This window comes from Scrofimicrobium canadense (assembly GCF_009696615.1).
GTDB lineage: Bacteria > Actinomycetota > Actinomycetes > Actinomycetales > Actinomycetaceae > Scrofimicrobium > Scrofimicrobium canadense.
Window position 1 is genome coordinate 136048 of record NZ_VULO01000002.1, and the last position, 24664, is coordinate 160711.

24 protein-coding genes are annotated in these 24664 nt (G+C 53.5%); 16 read left to right on the top strand and 8 right to left on the bottom strand.

Annotated elements, in window-relative coordinates:
* Nucleotides 1-34: 34 nt before the first annotated feature.
* The 8 genes from FYJ24_RS02175 (at nucleotide 35) to miaB (ending at nucleotide 7516) form a co-directional block, all read left to right on the top strand.
* Nucleotides 35-2566 carry a DNA translocase FtsK gene (locus FYJ24_RS02175; RefSeq protein ID WP_206192443.1) on the top strand — a complete coding sequence of 844 codons (2532 nt, stop codon included), beginning with the start codon at nucleotides 35-37 and terminating at the stop codon, nucleotides 2564-2566.
* A gap of 26 nt (nucleotides 2567-2592) precedes the next feature.
* Nucleotides 2593-3207 carry a CDP-diacylglycerol--glycerol-3-phosphate 3-phosphatidyltransferase gene (gene pgsA, locus FYJ24_RS02180; protein ID WP_225871928.1) on the top strand — a complete coding sequence of 205 codons (615 nt, stop codon included), beginning with the start codon at nucleotides 2593-2595 and terminating at the stop codon, nucleotides 3205-3207.
* Nucleotides 3208-3265: 58 nt separating this feature from the next.
* The gene (locus FYJ24_RS02185) at nucleotides 3266-3595 is read left to right on the top strand and encodes a helix-turn-helix domain-containing protein (protein ID WP_154543331.1); all 330 of its coding nucleotides are present in this window, start codon (nucleotides 3266-3268) and stop codon (nucleotides 3593-3595) included.
* Entirely contained in the window at nucleotides 3595-3819 is a 225-nt protein-coding gene (locus FYJ24_RS02190) for a DUF3046 domain-containing protein (RefSeq protein ID WP_318656462.1), read from the top strand. Before FYJ24_RS02185 ends, FYJ24_RS02190 begins: the two co-directional genes overlap by 1 nt.
* Before the next feature lie 195 nt (nucleotides 3820-4014).
* Nucleotides 4015-5124: a recombinase RecA gene (gene recA / locus FYJ24_RS02195; RefSeq protein ID WP_154543141.1), complete on the top strand. Its 1110-nt coding sequence runs from the start codon at nucleotides 4015-4017 to the stop codon at nucleotides 5122-5124.
* A complete protein-coding gene (locus tag FYJ24_RS02200) occupies nucleotides 5124-5588 on the top strand; it encodes a regulatory protein RecX (RefSeq protein ID WP_154543143.1) in 465 nt (154 codons plus the stop codon). Before recA ends, FYJ24_RS02200 begins: the two co-directional genes overlap by 1 nt.
* Nucleotides 5566-6036, top strand: coding sequence for a CinA family protein (locus FYJ24_RS02205; RefSeq protein WP_154543145.1), 471 nt, complete (start codon nucleotides 5566-5568; stop codon nucleotides 6034-6036). Before FYJ24_RS02200 ends, FYJ24_RS02205 begins: the two co-directional genes overlap by 23 nt.
* Nucleotides 6029-7516, top strand: a complete 1488-nt coding sequence (gene miaB / locus FYJ24_RS02210) for a tRNA (N6-isopentenyl adenosine(37)-C2)-methylthiotransferase MiaB (RefSeq protein WP_154543147.1) — start codon at nucleotides 6029-6031, stop codon at nucleotides 7514-7516. Before FYJ24_RS02205 ends, miaB begins: the two co-directional genes overlap by 8 nt.
* Nucleotides 7517-7533: 17 nt before the next feature.
* Here the strand turns inward: miaB and FYJ24_RS02215 are convergent, their stop codons facing one another.
* Nucleotides 7534-7962, bottom strand: coding sequence for a YbjN domain-containing protein (locus FYJ24_RS02215; protein ID WP_154543149.1), 429 nt, complete (start codon nucleotides 7960-7962; stop codon nucleotides 7534-7536).
* Nucleotides 7959-8408: a YbjN domain-containing protein gene (locus tag FYJ24_RS02220; protein ID WP_154543151.1), complete on the bottom strand. Its 450-nt coding sequence runs from the start codon at nucleotides 8406-8408 to the stop codon at nucleotides 7959-7961. The genes FYJ24_RS02215 and FYJ24_RS02220 overlap by 4 nt, the downstream gene beginning before the upstream one ends.
* A gap of 22 nt (nucleotides 8409-8430) precedes the next feature.
* Here FYJ24_RS02220 and miaA point away from each other — a divergent pair, with 22 nt between their 5' ends.
* Nucleotides 8431-9342 (top strand): tRNA (adenosine(37)-N6)-dimethylallyltransferase MiaA, encoded by a 912-nt coding sequence (miaA, locus tag FYJ24_RS02225; RefSeq protein WP_318656463.1) that lies wholly within the window; start codon nucleotides 8431-8433, stop codon nucleotides 9340-9342.
* Here miaA and FYJ24_RS02230 read toward each other — a convergent pair.
* Complete coding sequence (locus FYJ24_RS02230) at nucleotides 9301-9915, bottom strand: class I SAM-dependent methyltransferase (RefSeq protein WP_318656464.1); 615 nt, start codon at nucleotides 9913-9915, stop codon at nucleotides 9301-9303. The genes miaA and FYJ24_RS02230 overlap by 42 nt on opposite strands.
* 31 nt (nucleotides 9916-9946) lie before the next feature.
* Between FYJ24_RS02230 and hflX the strand changes: the two genes are divergently transcribed.
* From hflX to FYJ24_RS02245, 3 genes are read left to right on the top strand one after another with little or no spacing between them, the layout of a single operon-like run.
* Entirely contained in the window at nucleotides 9947-11398 is a 1452-nt protein-coding gene (hflX, locus tag FYJ24_RS02235) for a GTPase HflX (RefSeq protein WP_154543153.1), read from the top strand.
* Nucleotides 11395-13305, top strand: a complete 1911-nt coding sequence (locus tag FYJ24_RS13315; protein WP_154543155.1) for an ATP-dependent DNA helicase — start codon at nucleotides 11395-11397, stop codon at nucleotides 13303-13305. Before hflX ends, FYJ24_RS13315 begins: the two co-directional genes overlap by 4 nt.
* Before the next feature lie 50 nt (nucleotides 13306-13355).
* On the top strand, nucleotides 13356-14342 hold the full coding sequence (locus tag FYJ24_RS02245; RefSeq protein WP_154543157.1) for an L-lactate dehydrogenase: 987 nt from the start codon (nucleotides 13356-13358) through the stop codon (nucleotides 14340-14342).
* A 76-nt stretch (nucleotides 14343-14418) separates the two neighbouring features.
* On the opposite strand, the gene lexA is transcribed toward FYJ24_RS02245, so the two are convergent.
* Nucleotides 14419-15087 carry a transcriptional repressor LexA gene (gene lexA, locus FYJ24_RS02250; protein WP_154543159.1) on the bottom strand — a complete coding sequence of 223 codons (669 nt, stop codon included), beginning with the start codon at nucleotides 15085-15087 and terminating at the stop codon, nucleotides 14419-14421.
* Between the two features lie 139 nt (nucleotides 15088-15226).
* Between lexA and FYJ24_RS02255 the strand changes: the two genes are divergently transcribed.
* Both FYJ24_RS02255 and nrdR read left to right on the top strand, forming a co-directional pair.
* Nucleotides 15227-15721, top strand: coding sequence for a LysM peptidoglycan-binding domain-containing protein (locus tag FYJ24_RS02255; RefSeq protein ID WP_154543161.1), 495 nt, complete (start codon nucleotides 15227-15229; stop codon nucleotides 15719-15721).
* 20 nt (nucleotides 15722-15741) lie between these two features.
* Nucleotides 15742-16245 (top strand): transcriptional regulator NrdR, encoded by a 504-nt coding sequence (gene nrdR / locus FYJ24_RS02260; protein WP_154543163.1) that lies wholly within the window; start codon nucleotides 15742-15744, stop codon nucleotides 16243-16245.
* Nucleotides 16246-16248: 3 nt separating this feature from the next.
* Here the strand turns inward: nrdR and FYJ24_RS02265 are convergent, their stop codons facing one another.
* Genes FYJ24_RS02265 through FYJ24_RS02275 form a run of 3 tightly spaced genes read right to left on the bottom strand, consistent with a single transcriptional unit; the run spans nucleotide 16249 to nucleotide 21475 of the window.
* Entirely contained in the window at nucleotides 16249-18021 is a 1773-nt protein-coding gene (locus FYJ24_RS02265) for an AMP-binding protein (protein ID WP_318656465.1), read from the bottom strand.
* A 12-nt stretch (nucleotides 18022-18033) separates the two neighbouring features.
* Entirely contained in the window at nucleotides 18034-19239 is a 1206-nt protein-coding gene (gene serA, locus FYJ24_RS02270; RefSeq protein ID WP_318656466.1) for a phosphoglycerate dehydrogenase, read from the bottom strand.
* A 34-nt stretch (nucleotides 19240-19273) separates the two neighbouring features.
* Nucleotides 19274-21475, bottom strand: a complete 2202-nt coding sequence (locus FYJ24_RS02275) for a HelD family protein (RefSeq protein ID WP_318656467.1) — start codon at nucleotides 21473-21475, stop codon at nucleotides 19274-19276.
* A 155-nt stretch (nucleotides 21476-21630) separates the two neighbouring features.
* On the opposite strand from FYJ24_RS02275, the gene FYJ24_RS02280 reads away from it, so the two are divergent.
* Nucleotides 21631-22632, top strand: coding sequence for a PAC2 family protein (locus FYJ24_RS02280; RefSeq protein ID WP_154543167.1), 1002 nt, complete (start codon nucleotides 21631-21633; stop codon nucleotides 22630-22632).
* On the opposite strand, the gene FYJ24_RS02285 is transcribed toward FYJ24_RS02280, so the two are convergent.
* The gene (locus FYJ24_RS02285; protein WP_206192444.1) at nucleotides 22598-23350 is read right to left on the bottom strand and encodes a spermidine synthase; all 753 of its coding nucleotides are present in this window, start codon (nucleotides 23348-23350) and stop codon (nucleotides 22598-22600) included. The genes FYJ24_RS02280 and FYJ24_RS02285 overlap by 35 nt on opposite strands.
* A 33-nt stretch (nucleotides 23351-23383) precedes the next feature.
* On the opposite strand from FYJ24_RS02285, the gene dinB reads away from it, so the two are divergent.
* Nucleotides 23384-24616, top strand: a complete 1233-nt coding sequence (gene dinB, locus FYJ24_RS02290) for a DNA polymerase IV (protein ID WP_154543169.1) — start codon at nucleotides 23384-23386, stop codon at nucleotides 24614-24616.
* The last annotated feature ends 48 nt before the right edge of the window (nucleotides 24617-24664 follow it).

The window sequence follows — 24664 nt, forward strand, 5'->3', positions numbered from 1 at the left end:
TATTTGCCTATAGGCTGGTAATCTCTGTGACGCTATGGCCAAGCAGAAGACTGTCCAAAAAGGACGAATCAAGGGTACAAAAACCGAGTCCACAACACCTCCCGCGGGACCGGGCTTTTTTTCGCGGGCTGGTAAAGCCATCGGACGCGGCTTCGCGGCGATGGTTGCCGGGTGGCGGGCAACTGATGCTCAGCTGAAAAGGGATGCTCTAGCTTTTGTACTTCTGGCAGTGGCCGTTATCGTAGCTCTGCGCGAATGGTTTGGAATTTCGGGAAGCGCGGGTACGGCAATCCATCATGGAGTTGCTGGACTTATCGGCATTTTTTCGGTTGCAGCTCCCCTTCTGTTAGTAGCCGCCGCAATTCTTCTCTTCAGATCTCGCAAGCACCCAGAAAATCTTCCATTTAGAGTAGCTGGGGGGCTGGGAATCACATTTGCGGTTACCGGTCTAGTGCAAGTAAGCAGAGGAAATCCACCACTGCGTCCCTTCGAAAACTTGGAAACCGCTGGCGGCATCTTCGGATGGTTTTTTGCCTACCCTCTCACGATGCTTTTGTCGGCGTGGGGAGCTGGCGCAATTCTCGTGCTCTTGCTTATTTACTCTTCGCTGTTAATGGCAAGACTGCCTTTGCGTGAGGTGCCTTCAGCGATTCGATCCCTGGTCAATCGCAGTAACACACCTGAGAAGCCCGCTGAGACCGGTGATACCAGTGCTTTTGCTTCATCAGGTGACGAGTGGCTGGAAGAGGCAACACAAGCAGTTCCCTACGAGCAGGCGTACACCATTGACGTTGATCTTGATGAGGCGCCAACCGCTGTTGTTGCACCGCCAGAAGAATCTGCTCCAGTGTTCGACCAGACGGCCGTAGAGCCGTATGTCGTCCATGAGCCGCCAGAAGAACCGGAACGCGTCGCTTTTGAAGATGCCGAGACGACTGTCTTTTCTATCAATCCGCCAACCCCAGAAGGGGAAGAGGGACAAGAGATAGCGCCGTATCAGCTGCCGCCGGCTGACATTCTTGTCACAGGCCCCCCTCATAAAACGCATTCTGCAGCCAACGACGCAGTGATCGCGGCTTTGACTAGGGTACTTAACGAGTTCAATATTGACGCGAAAGTCACTGGTTTTTCACGCGGGCCGACAGTAACGCGTTATGAACTAGCTTTAGGGCCGGGCGTCAAGGTCGAACGCATCACAGCTCTTTCGAAAAATATTGCCTATGCGGTTGCCAGTGCCGACGTTCGGATTCTTTCTCCGATTCCTGGAAAGAGCGCGATCGGTGTGGAGATTCCCAATGCTGACCGCGAAACCGTTGCACTCGGCGACGTACTGCGTGCGCCTGCAGCAAGCCGGGAAAATCATCCCCTGATGGTGGGGGTTGGAAAAGACGTTGAGGGTGCTTACGTTGTCACGAAGCTTTCGCGTACGCCTCATCTTTTGGTTGCTGGTCAGACAGGATCGGGTAAATCGAGCTTTGTTAACTCGATGATTGTGTCTATTTTGATGCGGGCTACTCCCGATCAGGTTCGGATGGTTTTGGTCGATCCTAAACGTGTTGAGTTAACTATTTACGAGGGGGTCCCTCACCTGGTAGCGCCCATCATTACCGACGCCAAGAAGGCTGCGGAAGCGTTGGAGTGGGTGGTCCGAGAGATGGACGCGCGCTATGACGACCTTTCCTTGTACGGATATAAGCATATTGATGATTTCAACCGTGCCATCCGTGAAGGGACAGTGACAGCATTGCCCGGATCGGGGCGGGTTTTGAAACCGTATCCTTATCTCCTGGTGGTCGTCGATGAGTTAGCAGACCTCATGATGGTCGCTCCCCGTGATGTTGAGGCATCGGTGCAACGCATCACTCAGCTTGCTAGGGCGGCAGGAATTCACCTCGTACTTGCGACGCAGCGGCCTTCCGTTGACGTGGTTACTGGGCTCATCAAAGCAAATATCCCATCGCGACTGGCATTTGCCACTTCCGCTCTTGCAGACTCGCGGGTTATTTTGGACCAACCCGGAGCTGAAAAACTCATCGGGCAAGGTGATGCACTTTATTTGCCGGCCGGTGCAGCTAAACCGTTGCGTGTGCAGGGCGCGTGGGTTGATGAAGAAGAGATTCAACGAGTCGTTGATTTTACAAAGAGCCAACGAGAGCCGGAGTATCGCGAGGATATTGATCAACCAGCGGTAGAAGTTAAAGTCGCTGAAGACATTGGAGACGATCTCGATGACTTGCTTGAGGCCGCCGAGCTCGTTGTCTCGACCCAGTTGGGTTCAACTTCTATGTTGCAGCGCAAGCTGCGTATCGGGTTTGCTCGCGCGGGACGTCTCATGGACCTTCTTGAGTCGCGCTTCATAGTAGGCCCCTCTCAAGGATCTAAAGCGCGCGAAGTATTAGTGCAACCTGAAGACCTCCCAGGAGTCTTGGCTATGCTCAGGGGCGAGTCAGCTGCTCCAGACCACGCTGGAGAGGTGCACGAGGAGAGTACCATGCAGCTTTCGGTGCCAACTAGTTCTATCCCAGGAAATACGATGCCATTGGACGTAACCTCTGGTAATGAGTAGCCTCAGACATATACAGAGAAGGGGAGATGATGGCCACGAAAGATGTGAGTAGGCGTTATCCCATAGTCAATGTTCCCAATGCATTGACTGTTTTTCGGATTCTTCTCATCCCTGTTTTTATAGTCCTCTACCTATGGGGAACTACCGCGACACAGTGGTGGGCGTTGGCTGTATTTGTCGTCGCTGGCTTGACCGATCAGCTCGACGGTCATATTGCACGCTCATATGATTTAGTGACCGATTTTGGTAAGCTAGCTGATCCTCTTGCGGATAAACTGCTCACACTTACCGCATTCGTTTTGCTATCTATCAATGGGCCCATTCCCTATTTTTGGGTATTCACAGTGCTAGTCGCCATCAGAGAGATTGGTATTACTGTCCTACGTGAGGTTTTGCGCCGTAAAGGGGTTGTTGTCGCAGCTTCCAGTGGCGGAAAAATAAAGACAGTCCTGCAAATGGGACTGATCTTTCTCATGTTGATCCCTTGGAGCACTTTTGTATTTTCCGAGGTGGTGCTTGGTGTAGTTTTCTGGGTTTTAGTCATCCTGGCGGTAGTTACGTTGGCTCAAACTCTTATCTCCGGCTGGCAGTATTGCTCAATAGTGTGGCGAAGCTCACGTAACGGCGTGGAAGAAATATGAGGGGAAGGACGTTATCTATAGTATGAGCATCAAGAACCATGTGTATCCAGGAAAGTTGATGGAGAACAAGTACCCAGAGCATCTGAGCAAATATGCCCCGGTGACACCCCTGTTGCGGGTAGAACTGGGAGAGGTCCTGCGCAGTCTAAGACTTTCTCAAGGTCGGACTCTGCGTGAGGTATCTGCCGACGCGCAGGTCTCTTTGGGATACTTGTCTGAAGTTGAACGCGGACAAAAGGAAGCCTCGTCAGAGCTATTACAGTCTATCTGCGAAGCTCTTGCAGTCCCGCTGTGGTGGGTATTGCGTGAGGTCTCAGACCGCATGTCATTAGTAAATAGTGTTCCGGACACGGTGCCGGACGATTTGCTTCCGGTTCCCACGGCCTAGTGCGAACCAGCGAATTTCGAGACGCCCTGGAACTGGCCTTCGGGTCGGTCCAGGGCGATTCGCTTGCCCGTGATCTCTACCTTGTTCGTGTTGATGCTACTGCGGAAGAAGCTTTAGCCGCGGGAGTACCTCCAGCGAAAGTGTGGGATGCTCTCATGGAAGAAACAGACGCGGATGAAAAGACACGGTGGATATATCGACGCCCTCGGCGTGTCGAGTCGTAATCGAACACGTGTTCTAGATAGTCTATCCACTGGCAGCCAAGAGTACGTTGTCCCCATATGAGGAATGACAAAAAACTACATGTCGGTGGTCGGGCATACGGTTGTTCATGTACCCCGGAGAGGGGAAACATGCAAAGGAAGACCAGACGTTATTGGCGGTCGGAGAGACCGACGGACTAAAGGGAGAAAACCAGTATGGCTCGTGAGAAAAAAACTAAGAATCTTGAAGCTGACCGTGACAAGGCTCTAGATCTAGCATTAGCCCAGATTGATCGGCAATTTGGTAAAGGCTCCATCATGCGCTTAGGGGATGAGAGTCGCCCGCCCGTTCAGGTTATCCCGACAGGTTCGTTGGCGCTGGATGTAGCATTAGGCATTGGTGGGCTACCTCGCGGGCGCGTTGTTGAAATCTATGGACCAGAATCATCTGGTAAAACAACAGTTGCGCTTCATGCTGTTGCCTCGGCGCAACGCGCTGGTGGCAATGCGGCTTTTATTGATGCCGAACATGCGCTTGACCCGATCTATGCGGAGGCTCTAGGGGTCAACACTGATGAACTCCTCGTGTCTCAGCCAGACACGGGCGAACAGGCACTTGAGATCGCCGATATGTTGGTTCGCTCTGGCGGAGTAGACCTCATCGTGATCGACTCGGTTGCGGCTTTGGTACCTAAAGCTGAAATTGAGGGAGAGATGGGGGATTCTCACGTGGGCTTGCAGGCTCGTTTGATGAGTCAGGCTCTGCGTAAGATCACCGGCGCACTTTCTTCCACGGGGACAACAGCAATCTTCATCAACCAGCTTCGTGAAAAAATTGGCGTATTTTTTGGTTCTCCTGAAACAACAACCGGTGGGAAGGCGCTTAAGTTCTACTCTTCAGTGCGCATTGATGTACGCCGTATTGAGACGCTCAAAGAGGCAGGCCAGCCTGTCGGTAACCGCACCCGCGCCAAGATTGTCAAAAACAAGATGGCTCCGCCTTTCAAACAAGCGGAGTTTGACATTCTCTATGGCAAAGGTGTTTCGCGTGAGGGCTCGATCATCGATATGGGTGTAGAAAGCGGCATAGTCAAGAAATCTGGGTCGTGGTTTACCTATGACAAAGATCAGCTTGGGCAGGGAAAGGAAAATGTAAGGCAATTCCTTATCGACAATCCTGAGCTAGCTGATGAGATCGAGGCGAAAATCCTAGCTGCTTTAGGTATCGGGGAGCCTGTAGCTGAAGCAGAAGATGCCCTGGCTGAAGAGAAACTGGTTAAGTCCAACAAAGCAGGTAAGGACAGCGCCGAAGACGCAGGTTTCTAATGGCTTCTCCTTGGGATGCCGCCCTGAGATACCTGGGGCAGCGTGACCACTCAGAACATGAGCTTCGCACAAAACTTGCCAGGCGTGATTTTGACGAAGATGAAATAGAGAATGTCATTCAACGTCTCTACGCGGCACAGCTGATTGACGACGCTAAGTTTGCATCAGCATGCGCTATCTCTTACTTTCACTCAGGACTGTCAAGACGCGCCGTTGCAATAAAACTGCGCAATAAAGGGCTGAGTGATGTGAATATTGAAGCAGCATTGAGTGGGCTTGATGACGATGATGAGTTGGGACGCGCTATTGATCTGGCACGCAGCCGCCTTCAAAAGATGTCAGGGATTCCTCAGGCTACTGCAAGACGGCGCCTCCTAGCATTCTTAGGAAGGCGTGGTTTCTCTGAAAGTATGTGCTATGCGGCTGTAGGAAAGGCTTTTGATGAGCAATCGAACTCTTGTTGAGGTTCTCAAAGAAAAGAAAATGACCATTGCAGTGGCCGAATCACTGACAGGCGGATTGCTGGCCTCCTCTATCGTTGATGTGCCAGGTGCCTCCGAAGTGTTCCTTGGGGGGATCGTCAGCTATTCGCATTCTGCGAAGGCTGAGCTCTTAGGGGTAGATCAAGAATTTCTGAGTTCTCATGGAGCCGTAAACTCTCAAGTAGCCCAGGAAATGTGCTCGGGTGCTCGTAAGCTTTTCCATTCTGACATTGCGATATCCACCACTGGTGTGGCCGGTCCCGGAAGCTCAGAGGGCAAGCCTGCCGGTACCGTATTCGTGGGTATTGCCATGCCAGAGGGCATCGAGGTCTTTTCACTGCACCTGGAAGGTAGCCGCCAAGAGATTCGTGACTTGGCTGTGAATGAAGCATTGACTCTTACGCTTGCTAGACTATCGCCCGATGAGTGAGAAGAATATTCCCCGCACCTATGCTGTGCGAACATTAGGCTGCCAGATGAATGAGCACGATTCAGAGCGCATGGCAGGCTTACTAGAACAAATGGGCCTGACGCCGGTTGATCAAGTCCCTGAGCTGTCAGCACGGGCAACCAATGCCGGTGACATGGGGGCCGATGTTGTTGTCATCAATACTTGTTCAGTACGCGAGAATGCCGCTAATAAGCTCTTTGGCAACCTAGGACAGCTCGCGTCGGTCAAAAGAGAACGACCCGGAATGCAAATCGCGGTAGGGGGTTGCCTAGCCCAGCAAATGCGTGAAGGCATCGTTGAAAAGGCGCCATGGGTTGATGCGGTCTTTGGAACCCATAACATTGATGTCTTACCTGCTCTTCTCAAACGTGCTGAGCACAACCGTGAAGCGGCTGTGGAGATTGAAGACTCACTGAAAGTATTTCCCTCGACGCTTCCCACCAAACGCGAATCTGTATACGCAGCGTGGGTCTCTATCTCGGTAGGGTGCAACAACACGTGTACATTCTGTATAGTGCCTCGGCTTCGCGGTCGAGAGAGGGATCGCCGCCCAGGGGAAATCCTCGCCGAAGTTGAAGCAGTGGTCGCTCAAGGTGCGATAGAAGTAACACTTCTAGGGCAGAATGTGAACTCCTACGGAGTGAGTTTCAGAGAACGCGGGGCATTTGCTGATCTACTCAGGGCTGTTGGCAACACGGAGGGACTTGAACGATTACGATTCACTTCTCCTCACCCAGCTGCATTTACCGATGATGTTATCGAGGCAATGGCAGAGACTAAGGCCGTGATGCCAAGTCTGCATATGCCTCTGCAATCCGGATCTGATGCAGTGCTGCGGCAAATGCGAAGGTCTTACCGCCGCTCGCGGTTTGCGGGAATCCTTGAGCGGGTTCGCCAGCAGATTCCAGATGCGGCAATTACCACGGACATCATCGTCGGATTCCCCGGTGAAACAGAAGAAGATTTCCAACAGACACTCGAAGTCGTCGAAGAGTCCCGTTTTGCTTCGGCTTTTACCTTCATCTACTCGCCAAGGCCCGGAACTCCAGCGGCTGCGCGGGAGGATATGGTTGACCCAGAGGTGGTTTCCGATAGATACAACCGACTACTGAAGCTTCAAAACCGTATCTCTACAGAGGAAAATGAAAAGCAGGTTGGAAGAACTGTCGACGTGCTAGTAGGCGAGTTTGGTGGACGCAAGGACGCATCGACGTCTCGTATCACAGGTCGCGCCGCTGACAATCGCCTGGTCCACGTCTCTATTCCCGAGGGCATTGACGCGCCGCGGCCTGGTGACATGGTGACTACCACCATCACTCACGGCGCCCCCCACCATCTTTTGGCTGAAGGTCCTGTGACAGTTCGGCGAACTAGGGCTGGGGATGCTTGGGAGGCTGCCCAGGCAAAAGAAGAGCCAGTAGGTGTCTCCTTGGGAATGCCTACGGTTCGGCCTCGATAATCGTGCGCGGTGCGTGGCTAGATGATGGGTGCCAGAAGATTCGGTAGCGTTTCGTGAGCCTGAAGGTGAACGTCAATGGCGCGGTCTATTGCGACCTCGATTTGTTTATCGGTGCAAGGCGCGCCAAAAAAGACTGCTAGGTCAAGGAGTACTTTCCAGACATCTGTGTCATTCACAGGATGAGCTGTTGGTTGAAGGTATTGTCTGTTCCATTCGTTGCTGGCATTTTGTAGCAGTGAGCGGGCCTGTTTGGGGTCAATGTGCCCCACTTCTTCAGGTGCTTCCCACTTTGTCTGAATCAATAGCCAGTGACTGTCTTCGGCCGCACTGAAACGGAAATAGATCTCATTCCACGATCCTACAAGTGCATCGTCATCATAGGCCCAGTGGTAACCTACTTGGTCAAAGTAGGATCCGACCCGCTCAAGAGTAAATGCTTCGATCATGACTCGTCCCCTAAGGCCCACGGATCTGGAAATGCTGCCTCCATGCGTCCGAAAGCATCCATCGAACCGCGTAAGAACGCATCGATTTCACTGGAGATCTGTTCGTCCGTTGCTCCAGCATCCCAGTTGAAACAGTGAGAAAGCCGAAAACGTATCTTTCCCTCGTCTGACACCATTGAGTACATTTTTGGAGCATAAAAGTCAGCATTATGAGAGGCGACAAACTCACTGGCTAACTCGGTGTATCGCATATCGACTGATCGTGGTGCTGCACCGATACCCAAAATGGGATGTTGGTTCTGCGTGACAATGTAGAACAGGTAAGGGAACAGAGATATTGCCAAATCACCCTCGCCGTCGAGCATCGGAGAGATCCCCAAGTCCTCTAAAATGCTAAGAATACGGTCACGGGTCACTGGAGGCGTGAGGTCGTTTGGCTCTGGCATATCTCAATAGTAGCTTTGTGGTGTGGCTACTATCCCTCCTATCGCAGTGGTCGGTCAGACGGCATCGGGAAAATCTGATCTGGCCTTAGACCTGGCTGAGGTCCTTGGCATCCCCATTATCAGTGCCGACGCGATGCAATTGTATCGGGGATTGGACATTGGCACTGCCAAGGTACCCGTGGAGGAGCGTCGAGGTATCCCTCATTTCCAACTCGATCAGCTTGACGTCCATGAAGATGCCTCTGTTGCCGCCTATCAAGCGCATGCCCGTGCTGACCTCGACAGAGTCGGCAGCAGAGCGGTCATTGCCGGCGGATCAGGTCTGTACCTTCGGGCATTTCTGGATCATTTTGAGTTTCCGGGCCAGGATCCTGCTATCCGCTCCAAGCTGAATGAGGAAGGTAAGATTCTAGGAACGGACGCGTTGCACAGCCGCCTTCAAAGCCTTGACCCTGCAGCAGCCGCAGTAATACACCCGAACAATCTCAGGCGGGTTGTGCGCGCCTTAGAAGTCATACAGATTACCGGTAGGCCGTTCTCCGCTTCGCTGCCACGGTATGAATACGTCTACCCGGGGACCGTGCAGATTGCCATTGCGTGGGAAAAGGATCACTTAGACCAGAGAATCAACCAGCGCTCCCAAAAAATGTTCGACGAGGGCATTATCGAAGAGGCTAGGCTTCTCGAAGGTTTAAAGGACGATGCCACTGCCTGCAAGGCTACTGGCTATAAAGAAGCTCGCGCCGTTTTGGCCGGGGAGATGACGGTTGCCGATGCCATCTCTCAGGTTGCCCTGGCCACCAGGCAACTAGCATCACGTCAGTTGAAATGGTTCCGGCGTGATCCGCGTATCCACTGGTTGCCAGCAGGACCGCAGCTGTTAGAACGCGCTTTAGAGGCAGCGAACCTCGATAATCCGAAATCCTTTGCGTGAAGAGTGCTTGCGAGCTTGAAAACCTTGATTACCTAGCCAAGTAATAAAAGAATCTGCGCCAAGATTTTTACTCATCACTAGCCATGCCACACCGGTAGGTGATAGTAGGTCCAACCATTGTTTGACCATGGTTTGCATTGCTGTTTTTCCGACACGCACCGGGGGGTTAGACAAGATCACATCAAACTGTGTCCCCCGCGCCTGCGCTTCCTGATAAGCCTCCGACGCGTCCATAGCTCTCACGTTGTCCACACTGTTGACCTTGGCGTTGTCTGCTGTCAGTGCTACAGCGCGAGGATTCACGTCTACCGCCCAAACTTCCGCCTGGGGCGATTCTGCCCCAGCAGTGATGGCAACCGGGCCCCAACCACAACCTAGATCAAGGAAAGTGCCGGTACTGGGGAGAGAAGGTACTGCTCGGAGTAGTTCTGCAGTGCCAGGATCGAGGCGTCCAGCTGAGAAGACCTGACCTGCTACCCATACTTGAAAATCGTGTCCACGAGTCGAAAAAGTCACCAGATGTCGTTCGTCTGCCCCAGCAATGGGGGACTGGGAAAAGTAATGGTGTGTCACGGCTACAGCCTACCCGTGGCAGACTTGGAGCATGAACACAGCCGATGACAGCCGCGCACGAGAGATTGCCAGACGAGTATTGGCGCGCCAGGCAGGGCGGGAGCCTATAGCGGAAGAGGCGGGCGCGCTTGAGCGGGAATTCCGTGAAGGTACGCGTAGACGCGCGATTCATGGTGCGGAACTCGAAGAAATCGGTGAAGTTGAATATCGGCAGGTTCGCCTTGAGAAAGTCATCCTTGTAGGGTTGCGCACGGGAGGGGCTGCCGCTGCGGAACGGTCTATCGAAGAGCTTGAGGCTTTAGCTCATACTGCAGGTTCAGAGGTATTAGGTAGTTTTCTCCAAACCCGTGATAAACCAGATCCGGCTACCTACCTTGGAAAGGGCAAAGCAAAGGAACTGGCTGAGGTAGTGCGGGAACAAGGCGCAGATACCGTTATCGTCGACGGCGAGCTCAATCCTTCTCAAAGGCGCGGTTTAGAAGATGCTGTGGGGGTGAAAGTCGTCGATCGTACCACCGTCATTCTTGATATTTTCGCTCAACACGCTAAGTCACGAGAGGGCAAAGCCCAAGTGGAACTGGCCCAGTTGGAATATCTTTTGCCGCGTCTACGCGGTTGGGGAGAATCGATGTCCCGCCAAGCAGGCGGCCGGGTTGCAGCAGGTGCAGGAATCGGATCACGCGGTCCTGGCGAAACCAAGATAGAACTGGATCGCCGCAGAATCAGAATCCGCATGGCACGACTACGCCGTCAGATCGCCCAAATGGCCCCAGCGCGACACCAACAACGGGCATCTCGACGACGCGGAAATATTCCGTCAGTTGCTATCGCCGGATACACGAACGCGGGTAAATCGACACTGATGAATGTACTCACCGATGGTGACTTATTGGTAGAAGACGCTCTCTTTGCCACGCTTGACCCAACTGTGCGCAGAACTACCACCGCAGATGGACGTGTCTATACGCTCACCGATACTGTTGGCTTTGTATCTAACTTACCCACAGAGTTGGTTGAAGCTTTCAGGTCTACCCTGGAAGAAATCGCTGAATCTGACGTGATTGTTCACGTTGTCGACGCCAGTGATCCAGATCCGGTCAACCAGGTTCGTGCGGTCAATGAAGTATTGTCGGGGATTGACGGAGCCGCGCAGATTCCGACTATTCTAGTTCTCAACAAAGTGGACGTGGCAGATCCTGGCACTCTTGCAGCGGTGCGCGTCAGCTTGCCAGCTGCACTCGAGGTCTCAGCACGCACAGGCGCAGGTATTGAAGCTCTCCAAGAAGAGATAGCGGCATGCCTGCCCAGACCACAGATCATGGTTGACGTCATGCTGCCCTTCTCCGAAGGTGCGCTTCTCAGTGAAGTCCATGAGGATGGGGAAATACTCGAACAAGAATGGAGCGAAGATGGGGTGCGCCTCGTCGCACGCGTTGGTGAAGGACTCGCGGCACGTCTCGGAGAGGCAAATATCGCCTCGTGAATAAGGACGAATTACAGCAGCTCAGCGAGGAGGCCCTTAAAAAAGTAATAGAGAACTTAGGGGGTTCTGCCCGAAGCAACCAACAAGAAATGACCCAAGCTGTCGCGAAGAGCCTTGCTGAAAAGAGAAACCTGGTAGTCCAAGCCGGTACTGGCGTTGGAAAGTCGATCGGCTATCTCACGCCACTACTGCTGCGTACGGCGCTCAGTGAGCAAGTGCAAATTGTGGCGACTTCATCCCTTGCTCTGCAACGACAGATCACCTCAAGGGACGCTCCGGCCGTAGCAGAAGCGGTGGAAGAAGTGACGGGCAAAGCCGTCAATGTTCAGGTACTCAAGGGGTGGAGTAACTACCTGTGCCGGCTGCGTTTGAACCAAGGCGATGACGCTTTGCTGTGGGATGATGCTTATTCCGGTGCCACTGGGGCCGAAGAAGTGGCAGCTTTGCGAGAATGGGGCTTGGAGTGCGAGAGCGGAGATAAAGACGATGTCCCCTTCAAAGTAAGTCCTGCCTCGTGGAGACAAGTCTCTGTGTCGCGTCGTGAATGCATCGGGCGCGCATGCCCCTTTCTTGATGAATGCTTTCCAGCTGCCGCAAAAGAAAAAGCTTTCGATGCTGACGTTATTGTCACTAATCACGCGCTCTTAGCGGTTATGGTCGGTGGCAACCCAGAAATCTTTCCAGATTTTGATGCGGTCGTCATAGACGAGGCGCATGACTTGGCATCTCGCGTTCGCACACAGGGCACAGCGCAGCTGTGGCCCAGCCAGATAAGGCGCCTGGCCCGCGTTGCCCGCAGTCTCTCACGCAGTGGTGCAGGAGAGCTTGAAGATGCCTCACACCGCCTTGAGGCGGCCCTGGACGACTGTGCTGAGGGTCTGTTGGTAATCCGCACAGAAGAACTGAGCTCTGCGATGATGGCCGTAGATGACGCGTCCCGATCCCTGCGTTCCCGTATCAAGGGTGCGAAAGGTGCCACTGAAGAAATCACCGTGGCTCGAGTACGCGCAGGTCTTGAAAGCATCGACGAGGTAATGGACGCCTGGAGCCGCGAACCAGAACAGATGATTTTGTGGATAGGTAAGAGCCGCAACGATGAACGCTACGTAAATATTGCCCCTCTCGCAGTTTCTCCCCAGCTCTACAGCACATTGTTTTCGCGGCACACTACCGTACTCACCTCCGCGACTTTGAGTGTGGGGGGAAACTTTGAACAGATCAAATGGGCCAGTGGCATTGGACGAGGAGAGTGTGACTACCTTGATGTAGGTACTCCCTTCGACCCGGGAAAACAAGGCATTCTCTATGTGGCCGCACACCTAGCAGACCCGGGAAGAGATTGGCCAGATGACCAGGCGCTTGCTGAACTATTGGCCTTGGTGGAGGCATCTGGCGGGGGAATGCTGGGACTGTTCTCGTCATGGCGGGCGGCGGAGGCGGCAACGGAGTTCCTTAGAGAGAAAACCGAGCTTACCGTCCTTTTTCAACGCGACGATAATGTACCCGCACTCGTGGAAGAATTTCGCCTAGATCGCGATTCCTGCCTTATTGGAACAATGTCGTTGTGGCAGGGGGTGGATGTTCCAGGTGACTCTTGCCGACTGGTAGTACTAGACCGAATCCCGTTCCCGCGGCCCGATGACCCTATCGTCGCCGCGCAGCAAAGAGCAGCAGAACGCGCTGGGCGGAGTTCTTTCCACGAAGTGTCTTTAGCACCGGCAGCTCTCGCGCTGGCTCAGGGGGCTGGCAGGTTGCTGCGAGGAATGGATGACCGTGGAGTGGTGGCGATTCTTGACTCTCGTATCCATACGCGCCGGTATGGTCAATATCTGCGTAACTCGTTGTTGCCCTACTGGACAAGCACTCATAGCGACACTGTCAAGGCGGCGTTGAGACGTCTGGCCTAGCAAAGTAGGGGGAAATAATGGGACACTGGAAACTAACAGGAAGGACTTCTATGCCAAGCCAAGCAACCAGTCTTTATCCAACCTCGTTTGGACGGCCCTCAAAAATCGCCGTTATTGGCGCTGGGGCCGTGGGAACCGCAGTAGCCTACGCCGCCGCTATTCGTGGGGATGCCAGAGACATTGCCCTGTACGACATCAATGCCGAAAAAGTTCGAGCTGAAGCATTGGATATAGCCCACGGTATTCAATTCACGCCATGCGGATCAGTGGTGGGGTCGGATGACATCGAGGTAGTACGCGCTTCAGATTTGGTGATTGTGACGGCTGGCGCTAAACAGAGTCCCGGTCAGTCACGTCTTGAGCTTGCCGAGTCTACGGTGAAACTTATGGAGAAGGTCGTACCGGCTCTTCAAGAGGTGGCACCAGATGCGGTATACATGTTTGTTACCAATCCTGTCGATATTGTCACGTATGTCGCTCAGAAGATTTCTGGTTTACCAGCATCGCAAGTTTTTGGTTCGGGAACTGTGCTAGATACGTCTCGTTTGCGATATTTGGTCTCGCAAGAGACTGGTGTTGCCACGCAGAATATCCACGCATATGTGGCTGGAGAGCACGGAGACTCTGAAGTGCCGCTGTGGTCGAGTGCGGAAATCGGCAACGTTCCTCTTACTCAATGGGGGACAACGCTCTCAGGCCGTGTTTTTGGTAGGGACCTACGTGATGAAATAGCTCATGAGGTTGTCAACTCCGCCTATACGATTATCGACGGTAAGGGAGCAACAAACTACGCAATAGGTCTGGCTGCCTCCCGGATCGCCGGGGCAGTTCTCCGTGATGAGGCCCGCGTACTCACCATTTCCACACTCCTCAACGACTGGCACGGCATCAGTGATGTGTGTATGGCAGCCCCGACCATTGTGGGGCGCTCGGGGGCCGGACGAGTTTTGGTTCCGCCCGTCACTGATGATGAACGTCAGGGCCTACAACAGTCTGCCGAAAAGCTACGGGAAGTAGCCAGGTCTTTCGGGTATTAGTCATACTGCTGCGACGCGTCATGGCTTCAATCAACAAGCATGTCCTGAAGCCATGACCTGGTCATTGTGCTGTAGCTTAGAGCGCTCTCACCAATGTGACGACTTTACCCAGGATCGTTGCTTCGTCTCCAAAAATCGGAGCGTAATTTTCGTTCATGGGGAGTAGCCAGCGGTGTCCATCTCGCTCTGAAAGAACTTTGACGGTAGCTTCGCCATCCAACATGGCAGCAACGATTTCACCGTTATTCGCTTGTGCTTGTGCGCGGACTACTACGTAATCTCCGTCACAAATTGCCCCGTCAATCATGGAGTCTCCGTGAACTTCAAGGACGAAGAGTTCGCCGCGGCCGGTAAGTCGTGTGGGTAGCGAGAAATAGTCTTCGACGCTCTGTTCTGCAGTGATGGGAGAACCAGCTGCGATTCGACCCACAAGAGGTGCCACTGAGGTGTCGCCTTCGGAAACTACTGCAGGAATTTCGACCACTTTACTTGTCGGAGGGGTGGGGGACGATTCTTCTTGTGAGTCAGATAGTCGTAGATCAAGGGCGCGAGGCAGTCCTGGTGAGCGCTGCAGAAGCCCCAGCTTCTCAAGGGCATCCAGATGGTGCTTCACCGTTGAAGGGGAAGCCAGCCCCACTTTTTTACCTATTTCCCTCACTGACGGCGGGTATCCGGTATTTGCAATGCTTTCGCGGACAACATCAAGAATCTGTGCTTGCCGCGCGGATAATGGTCTGTCTTTCATCGGATACCTCCTTCATTGAGAATAGGCGAAAATCTCAAAAAGTGAAACATATGTTCGAGCAAGTCTCGACATTCGCTCAAAAATTAGGTATCGTACAAGTGTTCGACGAACATGTGTTCGAGGCGGCAGGAGAAACACGATGAGTGCAGCAGCATTGAGTCCTCAGGACGGCGCACAACGTCCCCAACTGTGGGTAGTTCCGGATTTACCGGCGCGTGTTGAGAGTGCGCCTAAGGCCGGTGTAGAGGCTACGGTGCGTCATATTAGAACGGCACCTTCCGTAATAGAGATGGAGCGGGCTCGTCTTCGCCACCCATCCGTCCGTGCTCGCAGGCAAACAGATGCTATGCACGGTACAGCCAAGAAAATTCTGGTCCAGTGCATTGCCTATTGTTTTGCGTTGTTCTTAGTTGTTGCGCTTGGTGCAGGTGTGGGCATGGTTCTCCAACCTGGGACCTATTCAGGTCAGGCAGTGCAGCATTCTGTTGATACCGGGGATACTCTTTGGGGCCTGGCTGCTTCGATCGGAGCTGAGCGTCCGATTCTGGATGTAATAGAGGACATTAAAGCTCTCAACGGATTAGAGGGTGATGGTCTAGTAGCGGGACAGCAAATAATTCTGCCAGTTGAGTGATCGTGTTGCGAAAGTGGCACATGTGGCCATACGGTTCTGTAGTAGAAGAACTGGGAGGCCCTGTGCACTGTCTATTTTGTTCCTGTGATGATACACGAGTGGTTGATACGCGCGTCGCCGATGACGGCGCGTCTATTAGGCGGCGTCGTGAGTGCACAAACTGCAAGCGTCGGTTCACTACTATTGAAACGTCTAGTTTTGCCGTTGAAAAACGTTCGGGAGTCGTTGAGCCTTTCTCTAGAGATAAAATTGCGGCTGGCGTTAAGAAAGCCTGCCAGGGGCGTCCAGTCTCAGACCATGACCTGGCTCTTTTAGCTCAGCAGGTGGAAGAAAGACTTCGTTCTGCAGGGCAATCTACTGTTTCAGCTGACGAAGTTGGCAAAGCCATCCTGCCTTTTTTGCGCAATCTTGATGAAATTGCATACTTGCGTTTTGCCTCTGTCTACTCGTCATTCCAATCTCTTGACGACTTTGAAGATGCCATCAAGAGTCTGAGGGAAGAATCATCTGAAGCTAGAGCTTAAAATCTAGTTGGGATGTGGAGACTCATCATTTTCAGTGTCTTTGTCGGTCGGTGAGAGTCGATCGACAAATTCCTTTGCTGCGGCTTCAAATCCTTCTCTTGCCGCAGTACCAAGACTCGTAAGTTGCTCACGGACCTTTTTGCGTAGTACCTTACCGATCTGAGAACGTGGCAGCTCCTTGACGATCACGATGTGACGTGGCAAGGCATAGTGAGCCAGTGACTTTTCTGCCCAATCTCTCACGTCTGCCAAGGTAAGTGATGATCCTGCCTCCAGAACCAAGGCAGCTACAACCTCTTCTCCCGACGAACCTCCTGGCATCCCCACGACGGCAACATCTTCAACACCTGGCATAGACCGAACGGCTTCTTCAACCTGTGATGGATAGATGTTGAAGCCACCAGAGATGATGAGTTCTTTGCGGCGATCAGCCATAACGACGAAGTCATCTACCAGACGGACCAAATCTCCGGTGCGCAGCCACCCATCGACTAGTACCAGCTCTGTTTCTTCCGGGTTATTCCAATATCCTTGGAATACTTGAGGCCCACGGACCAAGAGTTCACCGACTTCTCCGTCGGGGATGTCACGCGAAATATCTTCTGGATCCACGATGCGTATTTCGGTGGATGGGAATGGAAGCCCCAACGTAGAGGGGCGCCGCAGATGTGATACCGGAGAGCCGAGAATAATCGGGGCGGCTTCAGACATGCCGTAGCCCTCGATCATGTACCCACCGGTCGCCGCTTCCCACCGAGCCGCTAACTCGGGATCCATGGGCATAGCACCCGCGATAGCGAACCGAATCGAAGAAAGATCAACATCAAGCTCTTCAGCTGCTGTCAAGAGCCGATCGTAGATGGGCGGGACCCCAACGAAGAATGTGGCCGGGAGACGCCGTTGGCTCAGAAGAATCTGAGCGGGATCAAATTTGGGGAAAACAGCGATTGTCGCCCCCAGGCGGATGCCAGCAAGGAGCGATACTCCGAATCCGAAGGCATGAAAGAACGGCAAGACAGCCGTAAAAACCTCAAAGCCTTCATGCAGCGTCGGAACCCACGCAGCGTCCTGGGCAGCATTTGCGACCAAGTTTCTGTGTGAAAGCATGACCGCTTTGGGGACGCCTGTAGTGCCCCCTGTATGTATCAGCAAGGCGGTATCTGTGCTAGTGCCGGGGCTGCTTCCTTCCCACTCGCCCGCACCTCGCACCAATTTATCCCAGTTTCTTACTCGACCAGGAGTCTTGGCACCTAACATACGTTTCTTTTGACGTACTGAGGGAATAGGAAGATGAATGAGCGCGCGGGAAAGAGAAGGCAGCGCCTGTGCAAGATTGACACCAAAAATTGTCGTGTGAGCGGGTAGGAAAGAAAGACTTTCGACAGAATTTTCCCATGCGATGACTATTTTGGCGCCATGCCTAGAAAACTCTTCCTCAAGTTCTTTCTCCGGGGCCAGAGGATTATGTTCGACGACGATGGCGCCAAGCAAAGACGTTGCGAAGATAGCTACCACATGCTGCGGACAGTTAGGCATAACTAAGGCGACGCGATCACCCGGCCGCACACCAGCCTGATGGAGAACAGTTGCCGCCTGGCGTACTTCGGCAACGAGCTCACGGTAAGAAGTTTGACGTGAGAGGAAATCTAGAGCAACCCTGCGTGGGTACCTGCTCGCCGAATCAAATAGAAGATCGTGTATTCGCTTGTCAGGTACATCAACGGTATACGGGACGCCGGGGGCGTAGCTCTCCCTAAGTTGATCCGTCAGATTCACGATGCTCCTTCGCTATAGCGTGAGACAGCGTAGCCTAATTGTCGCCGACATTGCACGAATATGGTCGATGGTCTCTTGAGGTAACTCCTGAGCTAGGTCGGTGACAGCGTAACCTAACTCTCCTTCAGTGGCCAGCATTTGCCCATCGACGTTCACGCCGTGTTCAGCAAAAACAGAGTTCAGCTCAGCCATTACGCCGGGGACATTTTGGTGAATCACGCATAAGCGCTTCTTGGAACTAGCGGGCGGCGGTGGTGCCAGGTTGGGGAGATTCACACTCATGTCAGTAATTCCATAGCGCAGGTAGTCGACTAACTTGCCGGAGACAAAACGCCCGATAGCCTCTTGGGCTTCCACGGTCGAACCCCCGATATGAGGAGTCAGGATGACGTTGGGAATGCCTAAGAGTGGGGAGTCAAAAGGGTCACCATTGGACTTAGGTTCCGTGGGAAACACATCGACCGCCGCTCCTCGCAGATGCCCGGACTCCAAATGCTTCTTCAGCGCCTCAATATCAACAATGAAGCCACGGGAAAGGTTAATGAACCGTGCCCCCGGTCGCATCATCGAGAATTCACGATCTCCAAAAAGATTGGTATTTTCTTTGGCTCCATCCACATGGATGGAAATCACATGAGCTTCACGGAGAACTTCTTCCATAGTGGCCTTGCGCTCAGCATTGCCCAAAGCAAGTTTTTCAGCGATGTCGTAGAAAATTACTTTCATCCCCATCGCCTCGGCCAATACGGAAAGCTGAGTGCCGATTGAACCATAGCCGATGATTCCAAGAGTGCGACCACGGATTTCGTGAGAATGTGCTGCGGACTTGTCCCAAATGCCTTTGTGAAGGCTTTCTGTGCGCACGGTGAGCATACGCGCCAAAGAAATGATTTCGGCAATCGCAAGTTCTACGACGGAGCGAGTATTTGCATATGGCGCGTTGAATACCGATATGCCACTGTGCCGGGCAGCTTCTAGGTCAATCTGATTCGTGCCGATGCAATAGGCACCTATAATGCGCAGCTTCGGTGAGTTCTTGATAACGCGTTCACTAACCTGGGTCTTTGAGCGGATACCAAGAATCTTCACTCCCTTCAATGCCTCGATCAGTTCATCTTCGTCAAGGCTTCCAGAAATTCGGGTTACCTCAACTCCACGGTCAACTAGTGGCTCGTCGGCGTATTCATGCGGATCTTCAAGGAGCAGTGCTTTAGTCACGGTACTTATCGTGCCAGGAAGCTGCGAACGGGTCTCAGTTGTCCGCCACCTGACCGGTCCAGCCTGCGGGGAGCTCCTGGGCATGCACCGCATGCAATCGTCTGGTAGAACGGGTCATTGCTACAAACAAATCTCCAGGCCCACCAGTCAAAATCTCACTAGGCTCGACAAGAATAGTGACGTCAAACTCAAGGCCTTTAGCTTGGAGAGGCGTGAGGATACTCACCCGCTGCGCTTTCACCTCTGGCTGAAGTCCCCACGTGCGTGCGCGTTCTTCGCTGAGGATGATCGCAACTTGCCCTAGACCTTCGCCGACGCTTTCGTCGAGTAGCTCGCACTCGATTTCGAGAACCCTCTGTGTTTCGGCCTCGAGGTCATTCGTTTGTGTCATAGCCAGCGCATCGGGCAGGTCACGAGCTGCAACCACGGGAAAATGCGCGGGATAGCCCAATGCTTCCTGCACATTTTGAGCCAAGTCGGTCAAGGTGCGGGGAGTTCGATAGGAAATAGTCAATACGCATTCTTCAGTCAAGCCGGGACCAGCGGGGCCAAGAGTCTCATACCATGACGATGGGCGATTCCCGCGGGCCTGGTCAAGATCGCCGACAACTGTGAAGGAGCGCGAAGGACAACGGCGTAGTAGAGAATGCCACATCATGGGAGTGAGCTCCTGTGCCTCGTCCACAACAACATGCCCGTAAGCCCACGCGCGGTCCTCCCGCGCTCTCTCAGAAAGTGGCTTCCACTCTTCTTCGCCGCGCGCTAAACGTGCCAATGTCTCCGCATCGACTAAACCACCGCCAAGGTCTTGTCCGCTAATGGCTGCCTGTGCTCGTTCGATTTCTTCATTGTGGGAATGCTCAGCGGCTAGATGAGGAGCCGACTTCCGTGTAAGCGTGGAGGAATAGCCTAGAAGTTCATCCAACTCATCCAGTAATGGCACGTCCGCGATTGCCCATGGCTCTCCGGGTGCCCGGCGGCAAAGGTCGATCTGCTCCGTGCTAAGTCCCCTATTGACCCGCGTAAGGTAGTCGGGGCGTGCATAAAGACGTGACAGGAGAGTCGTGGGTGTCGTGGGCATCCAGCAAAGATTGATTTCTCGGCGTGCATCCTTCGACTCGCGCACAATATCGCGCCACCAGGCCAACGTATCGGCATCAGTTTCTCCGCTGGCCAGTTGAGTAGCCAGCCCATCGATCAGCTCTAAAGCAAAACTGTCGCGCGCCTCATTGTGGGCTTTGCCTGTGCGCCTCGCCCTCGTTCTTGCCGCGCGCACCATATCGATAGTTAGCGTTGCCTTGCGGCCATGAAGATGGAGAACAACATCTTCATTCGGGAGCCGCTGCAAGTCCCGTACAGCATTCTTGAGGGTATCAATCCACGCGAGATTTCCTTTTGCTTGGGCTACTGCCGGAGGATCGATCTCATGAGCTGAAAATCCAGGAAGGAGGTCACCCATAGTCAATGAGACAACGCCAGTCTCACCCAAGGAGGGGAGTACCCGTTCTATGTAGCGCAAGAACGCCCGGGTAGGCCCCACTATCAACACGCCAGAACGCTCAAGACGTTCTCGCTGGTTGTAGAGCAAGTATGCCGCCCTGTGGAGCGCTACAGCAGTCTTACCAGTTCCGGGTCCGCCTTGGACAACCAACACCCCCTTAGTGTCAGCTCTGATGACACGGTCTTGCTCAGCTTGGATGGTCGCGACAATATCGCCCATATGGCCGTCGCGTGCCGCTCCGACTGCTGCCATGAGTGCGCCTTCACCTTGAAACTGGAGATGAGTCGCCTTTTCGGAGTTAAGTAGCTCATCTTCGACCCCCACCACCGTCCGCATTCGAGTGGAGATGTGCCTTCTACGCGCAACCCCTTGGGGATCAAGGCCCGTTGCCTGATAGAAAGGGGTTGCTGCCGGGGCACGCCAGTCGGTCAATAAGCGAGTCCCGTCAGGTGATTTGAGTCCCGCGCGACCAACATACATTGTTGATTGGTCGTCATTATCCAAGCGACCAAAAACCAGCCGATCTTCAATACGCTCAAGTCGAGCCGCGCGATCTCCATAATGGGCGGCCGTGACGTCACGTTCTGTGCGCGCTTGTGGCGTACCCCAAGCTCCTTGGGCTTCGGCCTGCCGTTGCGTGGCACGGAACTGAGCACGTTGACGGTCTAAGACCTCGTAGGCTCTATCAACAAACTCCTGCTCGTGAGCGATTTCTCCCACTTCGGTGTTCGGCACGTGACCCCCTGAAATGATTTTGGCGGATTCTCAATTATCCTCCCTTTGCTGCTTTTGGCCAACTGTTGTTGTGGTTCCCCTGGTAGCGCAATGTGGCCCTGCTATCTCGCATTCAGGAACCATTACCGGTAAATTTGAGGGAGTTGGAGGAGGATATGGAAGAAAAGCTCTATAAAGACGGTCCAGGGGCCGGTGCGAAGGCACCCATCATGGTCACTCATTTTGAGGGTGCCATGGATGCAGGTTCTGCAGGAACTCTGGCGACCGTACAGCTTTTGCGCACCCTATCTCCCAAGCGTGTTGCCACGTTCGATACCGATAAATTGATTGACTATCGTTCGCATCGCCCAGTGATGACTGTCGAAGACTGGGTGACGTCCGATGTTACGGTTCCAGAAATTGCGCTCGACTTAGTCCACGATGATGCAGGAACGCCGATACTTGTTTTACATGGGCCCGAGCCAGACGCGCGGTGGGAATCATTTGCTGCAGACGTTGCCGAATTAGCCCATAACGCCGGAGTTGAGATTCTGGTTTCTTTCCATGGGATACCTGCGGCAGTCCCTCATACGCGGCCAATTGCAGTTCACGTGCAAAGTACCGATGGAGATTTAGTTCCAGAGCAGCCACAAATGGGGGGAGTGCTACGGTTCCCGGCACCCTTGAGCTCGTTCCTTCACCACCGTTTGTCGCAACAGAATCTGCATGGTCTCAGTCTGGTGGCGGCGGTACCGTATTACATGGCAGAGTCAACATTCCCTCGTGGAGGGTCGGCGCTGCTGTCGAAACTTGCAGAGATGACTGACTTGTCACTTCCTATTGGAGACTTGGAACGTGGCGCCGATGCCAGCGCAGACGAAGTGGAGCGCGTTGTGGAAGGCAATCCAGAGGTCGGACGCATCGTACGTTCTCTAGAAGAGCATTATGATGCAATGATTCGGGGCGATGCTCCTTTTATTGAGTCGGCTGAAGAGGCTCACGATAGCGAGCTTGATAGTGACGTTGCAGAGGCAATGGGTGAAGCAATTGAACGCTATCTTCGGCACCAAGCGCAGGGAGCCGAAGGGACTGTTCCAGCTGACACAGACGATGACGAAGGTGCACAGCCTCGACATCGTGCCCCTAAGCCGTGGGAAGTGGATCCCGAAGCGGACTAGCGCCACCTAGCCAACGAGATATTTCATCAGGGCGCACTAATCGAGCGGGAAGAGGAAGCCTTCGTAGTTTGCGGTCAAGTTCCTCCCAGTCGATCAAGCCGGGAGTTGATGTCGCTGCTACCACAAGATTTCCCCAGCGGGCACTTTTCAAGACCTTAGAATCGCCGATGATAGCTGTTTCGGCGAATACATGGGAAGTGGTCGCAATATCGGGCCTGGCATCAGTACCCTTCCCGTGGGCGGTGTTCGCCAAGTAAAGTCCATTCAAATGGGACTGGGCCAGGTGGTTCCATTCGAGAGTCGATAAATGAAGTGGGACGTTACGTCCTTTGAATGCATCGCGCACAATAACGTCCAGATGCGCCCGCGACCCCTCCAGCGACTGCCTGCCATCTGCCACGCGGATCCTGAGTATCGGCTTCCGAGGCAGTGGCAGGTGTAACCGAGCCAAATCAGCTATGTGGGAATCCACCTCGAACACGACCTGTCGTGAGGTAGGACGAAGATTTTCCCATGCCCACGGTAGCGCGCAGAGTCCTCCGCCAATATGGGCAGCTCGAATGGGACGTGGTTCTGGCCAGAGGGTTCGAAGAACCGCATCCATATGTTGCATATACTCAAATTCGAGATAGCCGGGGTTCTTTCGATCTACGCGGCTTTGCTCGGCACCATCAACCAACAAAGAGACGACAGAATCGTCTTCAATAACTTCTATCATTGGAATCATTGTAGGGGCTGTTAGAGTACATACATGTCAAATGCGCCGCGAGCTTCGGGCATAGCGAAAGACTGGGGAAGTGATGATTCAGCTTCGCCCATACTTCACGTTGACATGGACAGTTTCTTCGCCTCGGTCGAAGTTGCTCTTGATCCAAGGCTTCGCGGAGTACCTCTCATCGTGGGTGGCCTTGGAAACCGGGGTGTCGTCACCTCGTGCACCTATGATGTTCGTGCGCTGGGGGTTCGCGCTGGGATGCCGATGTCCCGTGCGCGTGCGCTTGCCCCAAATGCGACAGTACTTCCAGGTCGACGCCAGGACTATGCGACGTATTCACATCGTGTGATGGAACTTCTAGGTCGCTACACGCCTCGTATGGAAGCCGCCAGCATTGATGAAGCATATTTGGATGTATCTGGAGCTAAAAGGCAATTTGGTTCGCCCATGCAGATTGCTGTTGATCTGCGAGAAAAAATCAGAACCCAGTTAGGATTGCCCGCTTCTGTGGGTATTGCTGCAAATAAGACGGTGGCAAAAATTGCGTCGGCACACGCCAAGCCGAATGGAGTGCTTTTGATTCCCGCCGATGCGACAGAGCAATTTTTGGCGGGGCTGCCGATTGGAGCATTACCAGGAATAGGTCGAAAATCTGGTGAGGCATTGACTGCGCGGGGCATAGACACGCTTGGTGATCTAGCGCAGTGGGATTTCAAGGATCTGGAGCGCATCGTTGGGCCAACCTCAGCATATTCTCTGCAACGCCGTGCGCGGGGTGAAGACACTAGCCGCGTAGGACAGCGAGAATCCGAAAAGTCGATTTCGACTGAGGAGACCTTTTCTCGCAACCTGTTGTCAAGGGTACAGGTGAGCGCTTACCTAAATCAGGCCGCGTATCAATGCGCTCGGCGTTTGCGCTCAAGTCAGTTGAGGGCATGGACGGTACACCTCAAGCTCCGCGATGCTTCTTTTCGGACAATCACCAGGTCGTTGACATTATTTGCTCCAACAGATGTGGGGCGAGAAATTTCAGATGCCGTGTTGCAGCTTTTTGATCGCGAAGCTCTTCCAGCCGGTGGTGTACGGTTGGCAGGAGTGGGCGTTAGTAGTTTGGTGTCACTGACATCAGGGGTGCCGGTTCCTTTGGAAGAAGATACTCGTCCGCGAGAAGTAGAAACCGCGATGGATCGAGTTCAAGAAAAATTTGGCATCTCGGCTGCCCAACCTGCGTCATCCCTGGGAAAGCCCTGGGAGTCGTCGGCTCGATAGGAGGTTCTGCCTTCATTCTTGCTAGACTTAGAGTACATGCAGTTGGAG

Excerpts from the sequence above, each read along its gene's own strand:
- pgsA (WP_225871928.1), top strand. The coding sequence starts at position 2,593 with ATGATGGCCACGAAAGATGTGAGTAGGCGTTATCCCATAGTCAATGTT.
- miaB (WP_154543147.1), top strand. The coding sequence starts at position 6,029 with ATGAGTGAGAAGAATATTCCCCGCACCTATGCTGTGCGAACATTAGGC.
- hflX (WP_154543153.1), top strand. The coding sequence starts at position 9,947 with ATGAACACAGCCGATGACAGCCGCGCACGAGAGATTGCCAGACGAGTA.
- dinB (WP_154543169.1), top strand. The coding sequence starts at position 23,384 with ATGTCAAATGCGCCGCGAGCTTCGGGCATAGCGAAAGACTGGGGAAGT.
- FYJ24_RS02220 (WP_154543151.1), bottom strand. The coding sequence starts at position 8,408 with ATGCCAGAGCCAAACGACCTCACGCCTCCAGTGACCCGTGACCGTATT.
- recA (WP_154543141.1), top strand. The coding sequence starts at position 4,015 with ATGGCTCGTGAGAAAAAAACTAAGAATCTTGAAGCTGACCGTGACAAG.
- FYJ24_RS02245 (WP_154543157.1), top strand. The coding sequence starts at position 13,356 with ATGCCAAGCCAAGCAACCAGTCTTTATCCAACCTCGTTTGGACGGCCC.
- FYJ24_RS02255 (WP_154543161.1), top strand. The coding sequence starts at position 15,227 with ATGAGTGCAGCAGCATTGAGTCCTCAGGACGGCGCACAACGTCCCCAA.
- FYJ24_RS02185 (WP_154543331.1), top strand. The coding sequence starts at position 3,266 with ATGGAGAACAAGTACCCAGAGCATCTGAGCAAATATGCCCCGGTGACA.
- FYJ24_RS02200 (WP_154543143.1), top strand. The coding sequence starts at position 5,124 with ATGGCTTCTCCTTGGGATGCCGCCCTGAGATACCTGGGGCAGCGTGAC.
- lexA (WP_154543159.1), bottom strand. The coding sequence starts at position 15,087 with ATGAAAGACAGACCATTATCCGCGCGGCAAGCACAGATTCTTGATGTT.
- FYJ24_RS02205 (WP_154543145.1), top strand. The coding sequence starts at position 5,566 with ATGAGCAATCGAACTCTTGTTGAGGTTCTCAAAGAAAAGAAAATGACC.
- FYJ24_RS02280 (WP_154543167.1), top strand. The coding sequence starts at position 21,631 with ATGGAAGAAAAGCTCTATAAAGACGGTCCAGGGGCCGGTGCGAAGGCA.
- FYJ24_RS02215 (WP_154543149.1), bottom strand. The coding sequence starts at position 7,962 with ATGATCGAAGCATTTACTCTTGAGCGGGTCGGATCCTACTTTGACCAA.
- FYJ24_RS02285 (WP_206192444.1), bottom strand. The coding sequence starts at position 23,350 with ATGATAGAAGTTATTGAAGACGATTCTGTCGTCTCTTTGTTGGTTGAT.
- nrdR (WP_154543163.1), top strand. The coding sequence starts at position 15,742 with ATGTGGCCATACGGTTCTGTAGTAGAAGAACTGGGAGGCCCTGTGCAC.
- FYJ24_RS02175 (WP_206192443.1), top strand. The coding sequence starts at position 35 with ATGGCCAAGCAGAAGACTGTCCAAAAAGGACGAATCAAGGGTACAAAA.